Source organism: Sphingobacterium haloxyli (assembly GCF_002980525.1).
In the GTDB taxonomy this organism is placed as follows: domain Bacteria; phylum Bacteroidota; class Bacteroidia; order Sphingobacteriales; family Sphingobacteriaceae; genus Sphingobacterium; species Sphingobacterium haloxyli.
Genome location: NZ_PVBQ01000003.1, coordinates 332053 through 344720 on the forward strand (window position 1 = coordinate 332053; position 12668 = coordinate 344720).

Genomic DNA, 12668 nt, shown 5'->3' on the forward strand with positions numbered 1-12668 from the left:
TTTACGGTATATTCAAATACTTGTGTGTTTGCATAGAAATTTCCCATTGCGGATTATCTTTTACATATTCGATAATCAACGGTGTCATTTCAGCACTTTTAGACCATTCGGGCTGCAGATATAACTTACAGTTTTTGCTGACGAATCTGGCGTGTTCTTCTGCCCATTGAAAATCGCTTTTGTTAAAAACAATGACCTTTAATTCACCTGCGGCATTCAGTACATCTGGACGTGGACCTTTAAATTTTTTAGGAGACAGACATATCCAATCCCAATAACCAGATAACGGATAAGCGCCCGATGTTTCTATGAAAGTTTGTATACCCGCTTCCTTTAGTCCTCTTGTGAGATAGTCTAAATTGTAGAGTAGAGGTTCTCCTCCCGTAATAACGACTGTTTTTGCAGGGAATTTCTTTGCATTCTCGATGATTGCTTCTGCCGACGTCAACGGATGTAGCTCGGCATCCCAACTTTCTTTGACGTCACACCAATGGCAACCTACATCGCACCCCCCCAAACGAATGAAGTATGCCGCCTTTCCGGTATGGTATCCTTCGCCTTGTATAGTGTAAAATTCTTCCATAAGTGGAAGCAGTGTGCCGTCTTCCGGAACTTGATTTGACATTGCTTTTTTCCTTTGAGAGGACAAAGGTACGAAAAAAAGGCGTAGACGCCTAGTAATGTGCGTGTCCTATAACGTGAATAGTGTATAGGCTCACCGATAAAAAACGGCTTCCGTTTCTTGCAGATATTGAATATCTTTGCGTTCGAGACTTTACAGATAATTTACAGCGTAGTATGCTGGCGGTCTGTAAACAGTTAAAATTCAATTTTTTTAATAAATTAAAATCATATTCGTAGATGATTAACATTACATTGCCTGACGGGTCGGTCCGTCAGTATGAAAAGGGGACTACTGCTATGCAGATAGCCCAGTCCATTTCTGAAGGTTTAGCTAGAAATGTATTAGGAGCCGAAGTAAATGGTGAAGTATGGGATGCATCCAGAGCGATAGAAGAGGATGCTTCTGTTAAATTGTTGACCTGGAACGACGATAAAGGAAAATCGACATTTTGGCATTCGTCTGCCCATTTATTGGCTGAAGCATTGGAGGCGCTGTATCCGGGAATAAAATTTGGTATAGGTCCTGCAATCGAGACGGGATTCTATTATGACGTCGATTTCGGAGACCGTGAATTTTCTTCCGATGACTTCAAGCAGATAGAAGACAAGATGTTGGAGCTCGCAAAGCAAAAGGAAATATTTGAACGTAAATCGGTTTCCAAAGCGGATGCGTTAGCTTATTTCACAGCAAAAGGCGATGAGTATAAGCTGGATTTGATTAAGGACCTGGAGGACGGCAAAATTACATTCTATACACAAGGCAATTTTACGGATCTCTGTCGTGGCCCGCATATTCCGCACACAGGCGTTATCAAAGCCATTAAGTTGACAAACGTGGCTGGAGCATATTGGCGTGGAGACGAAACGCGTAAGCAACTCACCCGTATATATGGTGTCAGTTTTCCCAAGGCATCTGAGCTGACAGAATATTTGAAGTTTATTGAGGAAGCTAAGAAGCGTGATCACCGGAAACTTGGAAAGGAATTGGAGCTTTTCGCTTTTTCTGAAAAAGTAGGGGCTGGGTTACCACTTTGGCTACCAAAAGGCGCTACTTTACGTCAAAAATTACAAGATTTTTTGCAACGAGCGCAAATAAAAGCAGGCTATGAGCCGGTAGTGACACCGCATATCGGTCATAAACAACTATATGTAACTTCGGGACATTACGAGAAATATGGAGCCGACGCATTTCAGCCCATCCATACGCCGATTGAAGGCGAGGAGTTCTACTTAAAACCAATGAACTGTCCGCATCACTGCGAGATTTATAAGACCAAACCGCGTTCGTATAAGGAATTGCCTGTTCGATTTGCAGAATTCGGGACGGTGTACCGCTACGAACAATCAGGAGAACTACACGGATTGACACGGGTACGTGGCTTTACGCAGGATGACGCACACTTATTCTGCCGACCCGATCAGGTTAAAGAAGAGTTCAAGAAAGTGATTGATCTCGTGTTATACGTTTTCGGAGCACTCGGGTTTAATGATTATACCGCGCAGGTTTCCTTACGCGATCCGGAGAATAAGACGAAATACATCGGTACAGATGATAATTGGGACCTAGCGGAAGCAGCTATTATTGAAGCGGCGAGTGAAAAGGGGCTCCGTACAGTTATAGAGCATGGGGAAGCCGCATTTTACGGTCCAAAACTGGACTTCATGGTGAAGGATGCACTAGGTCGGAAATGGCAACTGGGCACGATTCAGGTGGATTACAACTTGCCAGAGCGTTTTGAACTGGAGTACACAGGAAGTGATAACCAAAAGCATCGCCCTGTTATGATACATCGCGCGCCATTCGGCTCATTAGAGCGATTTGTCGCGGTGCTTATAGAGCATTGCGGAGGGCAGTTTCCATTATGGCTTGCACCAGAGCAATTTATAATTTTGCCAGTTTCGGAGAAGTACGAAGAAACTGCAAAAAGTCTTTTAGATACGCTAAATAATTCCGATATTTGCGGACTGATTGACTTCCGTGACGAGAAAGTCGGTCGTAAGATTCGTGATGCGGAATTGAAAAAAATCCCTTATATGTTGATTGTAGGGGAGAAAGAGGCCGAAAATGGCACAGTTTCTGTTCGTAAACATGGGTCTATAGATTTAGGCTCTATGAGTCCACAGACATTTAAGGAATTATTAATTAAAGAAGTAACCGTTTAATATTTAAACATTTGGCATTAAAAAGATCAGGTGGTTTTAGACCACCAATGAGAAAGAAAGAACCAGAACATCGCATTAACGAATTCATCAGAGTGCCCGAGGTGCGTTTGGTGGGTGATAATGTTGAGCAAGGCATCTATCCTACTCGTAAGGCATTAGAAATCGCAGACGAGCTGGAACTTGACTTAGTGGAGATTTCGCCAAATGCCAGTCCTCCTGTTTGTCGGGTCATTGATTATAGCAAGTTTGTATACGAACAGAAGAAGAAGCAAAAGGAGATAAAAGCGAATGCTAAACAAACAGTTGTAAAGGAAATTCGTTTTGGTCCGAACACGAATGATCACGATTTCGAGTTTAAGTTAAAACATGCGATAAAGTTTTTAGAGAACGGTGAGAAAGTCCGCGCTTATGTGCACTTTAAAGGACGTGCTATTGTTTTTAAAGAACAAGGTGAGATTTTATTATTGCGTTTTGCTCAAGCTTTGGAAGACTACGGAAAGGTAGAATTGTTGCCTAAATTAGAAGGCAAGCGGATGTTCTTAACACTGGCTCCGAAGACGGCTCCGAAAAAATAAACACGAGAATCTAACAATTGATATAAAATTTAATTCATTATGCCAAAAGTAAAAACCAATTCCAGCGCGAAAAAACGCTTTAAATTGACTGGGACAGGTAAAATTGCAAGAAAAAGTGCTTATAAAAGCCACATCTTGACAAAGAAAGAAACGAAGCAAAAACGTAATTTGACACAAACAAGTTATGTTTCTGATGCAGATATGGGCAACGTAAAACGTATGCTTGGTATCGGTAAATAAGTTTTATTTCGATTTTATAGTAATAATTTTTTTAACCGGGTATTGGGTAGTAAGATTGCTGGAATACGTAACGCCTTATACCAAACTAAATTTAAAATAATATGCCACGTTCGGTTAACGCAGTAGCTTCGAGAAGAAGACGAAAAAGAATCATGAAAATGGCCAAAGGCTATTTCGGTTCAAGAAGCAAAGTTTATACTATTGCTAAAAACACAGTAGAAAAAGGTTTACAGTACGCTTACCGCGACCGTAAAACTAAAAAGCGCGAGTTCAGAGCTTTATGGATTCAGCGTATCAATGCAGGTGCTCGTCAACATGGGATTTCTTATTCACAGTTGATTGGTAAGTTAAATGCTAAAAACATCGGCTTAAACCGTAAGGTATTAGCTGATTTAGCAATGAACAATCCTGACGCTTTTAAAGCTGTAGTTGATACCGTAAAATAGAGTTTTTAACCCGTTATCAATTTGTTAGATATTAAGAAGGAGCCTTTGGGCTCCTTTTTGTTTTCCTTTTATATCCCATGTTTTGTTAATCGGATATAAACAAAGAAAGGAGACCTGCTCAGGTCTCCTTTCTTTGTTTATGTACTACTTTTTACTTCTTACGCTACGCTTACTGCTGAGGCTGTCCTGCAGCAGGTACGGCTGGTGTCACGGGCTGAGCATCAGCGCTAATACCTAGTTTCGAACGTACATCCATTGATATGTCATCTCCGCCTTGAAAGTAAACTACGTTTCCGGCCGAAGTATCCAGTACGTAAGCATATCCTTTTTCTTTCGCTACAGAATTGATTGCGTTCATTACTTTTGTTTGGATAGGAGTCAAAAGCTCTTGTTGCTTCTTCTGTAAATCTTCTTGTGCAACACGTTGTACTTCCTGTATACGTTGCTCAATGTCCTGAAGTTCTTGTCCCAACGTCTGAAGTTCTGCATCAATGGTTTCTTTGTTTGCTTCACTACGGCTTCTGTACTTTTCGTTAGCCTCCGTTTGTTTCTTTTGAAACTCCGCATACATGCCCTGTAATTCTTGTGTTTTCGTATCGTTGAGTGTTCTCAACTGATCATTTGCTGTCTTAAATTCAGGAGTCAACTGAAAAATTTCATCAGCATTGATATGACCAATCTTTTGTTGAGCATTTACATGCTGCACGCCTAAAAATACCACCGCTACTAAAGCTACACTTCTAAATAAATTTTTCATTCTTCTCATTTTAATCATTTTGATTGGTTCTCTTTTATCAACCAATACACTTTTTGTTTTTATAAAATATAACGTTAATAATTAATTGTAATTTGCTGCCACAAGTATAATAAAAAAATTAATTAGCCAAGCTTGGATTTGGTTTTAAACCTAATTTTGTAATGATGTCATTACTTTTATCCAAGTTGGGGTTTGCAAATAAGATGGCGACTTCACTTCCCTTGTCCAATATCAAATCCAAATTTTCGCTCTTTGCTATTTCCTGTATAGCCTTTGAGACGCGATCTTGGATAGGCTGAATCAAACGGATTCTTTCTTTGTAAAGATCACCCTCAAAGCCAAATTTTTGACGCTGAAAATCCTTAACTTGTTTTTCCTTATTTACAATTTCATCCTCTCTTCGGCGACGCATATCATCATTTAGCAGGACTTGGTCATTTTGATAGGCTTGATAGAGCTTTTCAATCTCCTCATACTGCTTATCGACCTCAGCTTGCCATTTCGTAGAAAGATCATCCAATTGCTTTTGAGCCGTGGTATATTCAGGGATATGTTTTAAGATATATTCAGAATCCACATAAGCCAAATGCTGAGCAGAAGCTAGGGTTACTGAAGCTACAATCAAACTGATGACAAATATTACTTTTTTCATTTTATAAATTTTTACACTACCTATTTCTCTAAATTTTAGGACAACTATAGTTCCAAAAAGTTTAAAAGCCGCCCATGTTTTGTAATATACTGAATGTAAAATTCTGTTTCCATTGGCTAGACTGTAAGCCTGGAATCGGATCAAAGGCATGACCGTAATCTATCCCCAACATACCAAAAATAGGTAAGAAGATCCGTGCACCTATCCCGGCCGAACGGCGCATTTTAAATGGATTGACCTCATCGAATTTATTCCAAGTATTACCTGCCTCTGCAAAAGCTAAAACAAATACTGTAGCCTGTTCATTCAGCATAACAGGATGGCGAAGCTCTAACTGATATTTCGCATAAATAGGGCTACCGGAGTTGATGGCTCTACGTGTACCGTCGTTTTGTGATCCTGTCGATTCGGGTATGATGGTACCATTAGCATAACCTCGCATAGCGATAATTTCGGAACCTTGCAAAAAGTCAAAGCCCATCATACCGTCACCACCAAGTTTAAACCGTTCGAAAGTAGATGTTTCTGTTCTGTTTGTATAATTCCCCAGATAGCCGAACTGGGCCTGGCTTTTCAAAACCAGTTTACCGACAATTCTGGTATACCACTGGCTGTCAAATTTCCATTTATGGTATTCTGTCCATTTGTATCTGATATGGTCAGGATCTGTCTGGTAATTGATGTTGTTCCACGCAGAGTACGGAGGTGTCAATTGTACGGAAAATTTGAAATGTGAACCGGAAGTAGGGTAGATGGGGGCATCCACTGAATTTCGGCTGATTTCCTGCGTGATATTCATGTTGTACGACGTGCCGTTATCGTATAAAAAGTAGCCTGCGTAATTCTGTAATTTGTAACGTTGGAAAGATAAAGATGTATTTACCTGAAAATAATTATCCGGCCATTGCAAACGTTTACCTAACGTAGCTGTTACCCCGGTCATCCAGATACGACTAAGATCACTGTCGGCAACTACTTGCCTACCAGTCCACGGATCAAACCCAAACATAGCAGAACTGGATGTATAAGCACTCAAACCAAAATAAATGGGTTTCTTACCACCTAACCAAGGTTCAGAGAAGGAGAAACTGTACGACTGGTATCTTTTTCCGGACGTTTGACCGCGAACACTCAGTTTTTGCCCGTCTCCACGAGGTAGGGGTTTCCAGGCATCCTTCTTGAAAAAGTTGCTTGTTGAGAAGTTGTTGAATGTTAAACCTAAGGTACCGATTACTTGTCCGGCACCATATCCTCCTGAAAGTTCAACCTGGTCAGACGGCTTTTCGGCAACATTGAACACAATATCCGTTGTTCCTTCTTCGTAGTTCATGGATGATTGTGGAATGTCAGGTTGAATCTTTTGTTCATCAAACATACCTAGTTGAGAAATTTCGCGGATGCTGCGCATAATCAGCTCGCGAGAATATTTTTGTCCGGGTTTGGAATAGATGGAACGCAATACGACGCGGTCATTAGTTACATCATTTCCCTTGACGATAACATTGTTAATCGTGAATTGTTTTCCTTCACTTATCACGATGTCCACATCCACCGTGTCGTTATAAACACGTTTTATAATAGGCTGCACGTTGAAAGTAAGGTAGCCGTCGTTTTGATATAAAGAAAGGATGTCATCGCTGGCGCGCGTTGGTCCCATCAACTTGGTGTGCAGTTTCTCCTCACTATATACATCCCCTTTTTCGATTCCCAACAACAAATTCAAAAGAGAATCTGTGTATTTAGAGTTTCCGGACCATTGAATGTTGCCCATGTAATAACGGGGCCCTTCATGAAGGTTAATATGCACATCCACTTCATTGTTGTCATAACGCGAAATACTATCAACAAGAATCTGGGCATCTCGATACCCTTTGTCTTGCATCTTGGCAACCAAGTTTTCTTTTGCCTCTTTGTATTTATCGTCTTTAAATTTGCCTGGCCCAAAAATACGGTACCAACGGCGAGGTTTTACCCCTTTTAAGTATTTTCGTAACTGACGATCTGAAAATTCCTTATTGCCATCAAAATACACGCGGTGAACTTTAATTTTTTTGTTTTTGGTTACATTGGCGATAACAATTTCATTATTCGCTTCTGCACTGTCCTTTTTCGTGGTAATTTCTATTTCCGGATACAGGAACGATTTTTCCCGAAGAAATTTCTGTATTGTGGATCGTGTTGTTTTTAACAGATTCTCGTTGACAATCTTGCCCGAACTGGTGTTTAGGCGTTTTTGAACTTCCTCTTTCTCTCCCTTTTTCAGTCCTTCAATTTCAATACGTGTAAGTCGCGGACGTTCCCTGACACGGATTTCCAGATAGACATTGTCCCCTTCGAATCTTTCCGCATATAACTGTACATCGTCGAATAAATTCTGCGCCATCAAGGTTTTTATAACATTTGCTGTTTCCTCGCTAGGGATTTCGATATATTGACCTACTACAAGTTTAGAAATAGTAACTAGGACGTCATTGTCCAGGTACTCGGTGCCGGAGACACGTACGCCGCCAATGATGTAGTTTTTAGGGTCTAAATAGCTGATGTCATCAGGATCGTTTAGGTTAATTGGATTGTTTCCTGGGATTTGAGCGAATAATGGTTGCCCTCCGAAAACTAGTGTAAATGTTATTAAATATAGTAAGCGCTTCATTTATTCTATTTTCTCGGTGCTAAAGTACACCAATCTCTTGTTAATTTTTGTTAAAAGAAATAATTAATAACCAGCCTTTTAAATCGGGCTTTGAATCGACGGTGCAAAGGTAATAAATATAATGTTATAGCTGTTCGCTTGTTTTGCCGAATCTTCTTTCTCTTTGCTGGTAATTGTAAATTGCCTCGAAAAGGTCTTCACGTGTGAATTCCGGCCACATCTTCTGCAAAAAGCAAAACTCTGTATACGCCATTTGATAAAGAAGATAATTGCTAATTCGCTGTTCACCGCTTGTCCTGATCATGAGATCCGGATCAGGTATCCCAACGGTGTATAGATTTTTTTGGAACACTTTCTCATCAATATCGTCCACTTGTAACTTGCCTTCTGCTACCTGCCTAGCGATAGATTTAGCGGCATCAATAATCTCTGTCCGCGAACCATAACTCAATGCAAGTGTAAGTACACATCTACTATTGTTTTTTGTCAACGTTATGGTGTCTTCCAATTTAGCTTGGCAGTTTCGGGGCAAATCACTGATATTCCCGATGGCGTTTAAGCGAATGTCATTCTCTATAAAGGTTTTGGTTTCTTTTGCTAATGTGTCGACCAGTAACTCCATCAATGCGGTGATTTCCATCTTTGGCCTGTTCCAGTTTTCAGATGAAAAAGCATATAGTGTCAAATAGGGTACGCCGATCTCTATACATCCTTCCAGTGCTTCCCGAACAGCGGTCACACCATTCTGATGACCGAAGATACGCAATTTTCCAAAGCCTTTTGCCCATCTACCGTTGCCGTCCATAATGACAGCGACGTGTTGTGGTAACGCTTTAGGATTTATCTTTTGTTTGAAACTCATTTTTTTAACGGACTTCCCCATAGGGGATTTTCTGGTGTAAAGATAGACGTTTTAGAACAATAAGGGAGTATTAAATTGTGTTAAAATATCTTGTTAATAGTTTCTAACATCCAATCCCCATAGTAACTTTTCACGCAACGTGCCGAAAAAACTATCAGATGCTAAACGGATAAGATTTACACGGAACGGTGCGCGCTTAATATGCAATTTGGTGGTGGTCGTTAAGGTTTCATTTTGAGAGTCGCAGCTCAGAATATACTTATCTGTTCTACTTTCAATCTCCAATTCTAGCTCGCTATCTGCGGAAATAACAATTGGCCGCACATTCAAATTATGGGGAGCGACAGGTGTAATCACAAAATTACCGCTTCCTGGCATGATAATAGGGCCTCCGCAACTTAGGGAGTAAGCTGTGGATCCCGTAGGTGTGGCAATGATAATACCGTCTGCCCAGTAAGCGTTCAAAAGTTCTCCGTTCAAGGTTACATTGATTGTAATCATGGAAGAGGTATCGTGACGAAAAACCGTGATGTCGTTTAACGCGAAATTAGCATCCCCGAAAATCTGTTGCTGATCACTGTTCACCGCTAACAAATCCCGCGTTTGCAAGGTATAATGTCCCGCGAGAATATCATCAAGTGCCTGGATTATTCTTGTTTTGTGAATCGAAGCCAAAAAGCCGAGCCGTCCAAAATTAATCCCGGCAATCGGAATACCCGAGTCCCTAACCTGTGATACTGCGGACAGCATCGTTCCATCTCCACCAAGGCTCAGCAAAAACGAAATATCTTGCGGTAGATCATGATGATTATAATAACGCAAAAAAGTATCCGGACAATCCAATTGTTCTCTTAAGAAGTCATAGAAATCGGAGTAAATATAGACCGTGATATCTTTTTCTTTTAGGTAAGAAAACAGTTGTTCAACGTAAGGAACAACGGATGAATTGAAAGCTCTACCATATATAGCGATGGGTTTTTGTTGCATAGAAAGCGATTTTTTGTCGAAACTTTACGCAAAGATGCTAAATTAAGGTGAGTTTTATAAATTTAGGTAATTCATTAAAATATCATAGCGTTCTTTGATGTCTGAATCTTGGCTGCCATCGTTGAAGGTAGCTTTAACAACATAATCAAAGCGCCATAAAGAAGCAATTACGCTCGAGATATTTTGTTTGTCGACCTTAATCGTCATTTCCATTTTGGTAGTGTCCGGAATATCGCGGAGGGCGGTATTGAGTATATGTACATTTTCCGATTCAAAGATATGAGCAATATGCGAAAACGATACATCATTTTTTCCAAGCTCCAACACAATGATAGCCCCGAGGTCTTTATTGCCTAATGTCTCGTTGATAGCGGATAATAGATCAATTAATGTCACGACGCCCCTATAGCCGTTATCTTTATCTAAAACCGGAAGGATTTCTAATCGATGCGCGTCCATATACTGAAGCGCATTATAAACATGCTGATATTCGTATAAATACACAAAACGTAAGGAGACTGCCAAGCTACTTAGGATTTGTGTGTCATCATGCGCAGAAAGTAAGTGGTCTTCCGTGAGGATTCCAAGTAGATCTCGTTCGTCGACAATAGGAAGCTGCGAAGTATGAAGCTCGTTCATTTTATCTAATGCAAACCCAATGCTATCGTCAGACCGGACGTCAAAATAGTTCTTTGCTAGAATTTCACCTATATACATGATGAACTGTTTTAAAATTAAACAAAGGAAACTTGAAACCGTTTTCTGTATTCCTGTTTAATTATATGCTAAATTAACAATATTACCTTTACCATATGCACTTTTCATGTAAATAACTTTTTACAACATTAAAATTTAAATTTATTATTTTTACGCCAACAATTATGCAAACACGGACGTACTAAAAAGCAAATGGCCAGAGAAGAAGAGCAGGTAAAGTTTATTCAAATTCGTGAAGTAATTCGAAAAAAGAGCCCGAAGTTGGCCAAATGGATCCCGAGTCCCTTAATAAGTTATTTGGAACGTGTTATCCATGAAGATGAGATTAATGATATTATGACCAGATTCGGGGATCTATACGGATTAGATTTCGTTGATGCGTTAATTGCAGATTTGGGCGTAAAAGTAGTATTAGATGACGCGCAGAACATCCCTGTTACCGACAGTGTGATATTTGCCTCTAATCACCCGTTAGGGGGATTGGATGGTATTGCTATTATGCACGCGATAGGTCAGTATCGGCGAGATGTAAAATTTCTAGTAAACGACATATTGATGAATATCCGAAATCTTGAGCCTCTTTTCGTTCCGGTCAACAAGATAGGGGGACAAGCAAAGAGCGGGATTATGGCAATTGAGCAGGCTTACGCATCCAATAATGCGCTGTTAGTCTTTCCGGCTGGCTTGGTTTCACGGAAGATAAAGGGAGAAATCGCAGATTTAGACTGGAAGAAAAGCTTTATTTCAAAAGCAAAAAAGTACGAACGAGACATCGTACCTGTTTACATTGATGGTAAAAATTCTAATTTTTTCTATAATTTAGCTAGACTAAGGCAAAAAATAGGATTAAAAGTAAACATAGAGATGTTATATTTGCCGGATGAGATGTTTTCGCAACGAAACCATACGGTAACCATTCGCATAGGAAAACGAATTCCTTACCAGGAATTTGATCAATCGAAGAGTGAACATGAATGGGCTCATCACGTGAGAGAGATAGTATATAGAATGGGAGACAAAAAATAATATATGCAGGAGATTATACCACCGGTGGATAGAGCGTTAATTAAAGCGGAATTAACACAGGATGCTTTTATACGCTATACCAATAATGGAAATAATGAGGTTTATTTAATCAACTATCACTCTGCTCCTAATATTATGCGTGAAATAGGCCGCTTGCGGGAGGTCACTTTTCGCGGAGCAGGGGGAGGGACAGGGCTGCCTCTGGATATTGATGAGAACGATACAGGCGAATATAGTTACGACCAACTTATAGCTTGGAACCCGGAAGAAGAGGAAATCATTGCCGGTTATCGAGTTATTAAATGTTTAGATGCTATAGATAAGGAAGGAAACCTTCATCTTTCGACCGCACATTATTTCCATTTTTCGGATAAATTTAAAAAAGAGTTCTTGCCTTACACGTTGGAACTTGGACGCTCATGGGTTCAACCTCGTTTTCAGCCCTCCATTGATAACAGAAAAGGTCTATTTTCGTTGGACAACTTATGGGACGGCTTAGGGGCGCTAGTGGTTATTAATCCAGATGTAAAATACTTGTTCGGAAAAGTGACCATGTATCCGCACTATAATGAAACCGCGCGTGACTTGCTAATTTATTTCATGGAATTTTATTTTCCGGACAGAGACAAATTAGTGGTTCCTTTTGAACATCTTAGTTTAAAATATAAAACAGACGTTACTCCCTTTGTTGGGATGTTTGACAATTTGGCCTATAAAGAAGGATATAAGTTGCTAAACACAAAGATTCGGGAATTAGGTGAAAATATTCCTCCGCTTATCAATACCTATATGAATTTATCGCCGACCATGCGTACATTTGGTACAGCATTGAACGATGAATTTGGAGAGGTAGAAGAAACCGGCATCATGATTACGTTGGAAGATATTTATCCTGCCAAGAAAGAGCGGCACATGACTACCTACGAGCGAGATAAAGATAGGGTAAGGATAAAAGAGCAAGGGTAAGAA

13 protein-coding genes are annotated in these 12668 nt (G+C 40.0%); 6 read left to right on the top strand and 7 right to left on the bottom strand.

Features of this window, described 5'->3' with window-relative positions:
• Nucleotide 1 precedes the first annotated feature (1 nt).
• A complete protein-coding gene (locus C5745_RS05295; protein ID WP_105715935.1) occupies nt 2–625 on the bottom strand; it encodes a 7-carboxy-7-deazaguanine synthase QueE in 624 nt (207 codons plus the stop codon).
• A gap of 236 nt (nt 626–861) precedes the next feature.
• Between C5745_RS05295 and thrS the strand changes: the two genes are divergently transcribed.
• From thrS to rplT, 4 genes are all read left to right on the top strand, one after another.
• Nucleotides 862–2787, top strand: a complete 1926-nt coding sequence (thrS, locus tag C5745_RS05300) for a threonine--tRNA ligase (RefSeq protein ID WP_105715936.1) — start codon at nt 862–864, stop codon at nt 2785–2787.
• Between the two features lie 47 nt (nt 2788–2834).
• Nucleotides 2835–3362, top strand: coding sequence for a translation initiation factor IF-3 (gene infC, locus C5745_RS05305; protein WP_394342060.1), 528 nt, complete (start codon nt 2835–2837; stop codon nt 3360–3362).
• A gap of 39 nt (nt 3363–3401) precedes the next feature.
• Nucleotides 3402–3602 (top strand): 50S ribosomal protein L35, encoded by a 201-nt coding sequence (rpmI, locus tag C5745_RS05310; RefSeq protein WP_105715938.1) that lies wholly within the window; start codon nt 3402–3404, stop codon nt 3600–3602.
• Nucleotides 3603–3703: 101 nt separating this feature from the next.
• The gene (rplT, locus tag C5745_RS05315; protein WP_105715939.1) at nt 3704–4048 is read left to right on the top strand and encodes a 50S ribosomal protein L20; all 345 of its coding nucleotides are present in this window, start codon (nt 3704–3706) and stop codon (nt 4046–4048) included.
• Nucleotides 4049–4217: 169 nt separating this feature from the next.
• Here the strand turns inward: rplT and C5745_RS05320 are convergent, their stop codons facing one another.
• The 6 genes from C5745_RS05320 to C5745_RS05345 form a co-directional block, all read right to left on the bottom strand.
• Nucleotides 4218–4805 (bottom strand): OmpH family outer membrane protein, encoded by a 588-nt coding sequence (locus tag C5745_RS05320; protein ID WP_105716036.1) that lies wholly within the window; start codon nt 4803–4805, stop codon nt 4218–4220.
• A 118-nt stretch (nt 4806–4923) separates the two neighbouring features.
• On the bottom strand, nt 4924–5457 hold the full coding sequence (locus tag C5745_RS05325) for an OmpH family outer membrane protein (RefSeq protein ID WP_105715940.1): 534 nt from the start codon (nt 5455–5457) through the stop codon (nt 4924–4926).
• 61 nt (nt 5458–5518) lie between these two features.
• Nucleotides 5519–8107: an outer membrane protein assembly factor BamA gene (bamA, locus tag C5745_RS05330; protein WP_105715941.1), complete on the bottom strand. Its 2589-nt coding sequence runs from the start codon at nt 8105–8107 to the stop codon at nt 5519–5521.
• Nucleotides 8108–8231: 124 nt separating this feature from the next.
• Entirely contained in the window at nt 8232–8969 is a 738-nt protein-coding gene (locus C5745_RS05335; RefSeq protein WP_105716037.1) for an isoprenyl transferase, read from the bottom strand.
• Nucleotides 8970–9062: 93 nt separating this feature from the next.
• Complete coding sequence (locus C5745_RS05340) at nt 9063–9956, bottom strand: NAD kinase (protein ID WP_105715942.1); 894 nt, start codon at nt 9954–9956, stop codon at nt 9063–9065.
• A 54-nt stretch (nt 9957–10010) separates the two neighbouring features.
• Nucleotides 10011–10673 carry a CBS domain-containing protein gene (locus C5745_RS05345; protein ID WP_105715943.1) on the bottom strand — a complete coding sequence of 221 codons (663 nt, stop codon included), beginning with the start codon at nt 10671–10673 and terminating at the stop codon, nt 10011–10013.
• 192 nt (nt 10674–10865) lie between these two features.
• Here C5745_RS05345 and C5745_RS05350 point away from each other — a divergent pair, with 192 nt between their 5' ends.
• Both C5745_RS05350 and C5745_RS05355 read left to right on the top strand, forming a co-directional pair.
• Complete coding sequence (locus C5745_RS05350) at nt 10866–11699, top strand: 1-acyl-sn-glycerol-3-phosphate acyltransferase (protein ID WP_105715944.1); 834 nt, start codon at nt 10866–10868, stop codon at nt 11697–11699.
• A gap of 3 nt (nt 11700–11702) precedes the next feature.
• Nucleotides 11703–12665 carry a GNAT family N-acetyltransferase gene (locus C5745_RS05355; RefSeq protein ID WP_105715945.1) on the top strand — a complete coding sequence of 321 codons (963 nt, stop codon included), beginning with the start codon at nt 11703–11705 and terminating at the stop codon, nt 12663–12665.
• The last annotated feature ends 3 nt before the right edge of the window (nt 12666–12668 follow it).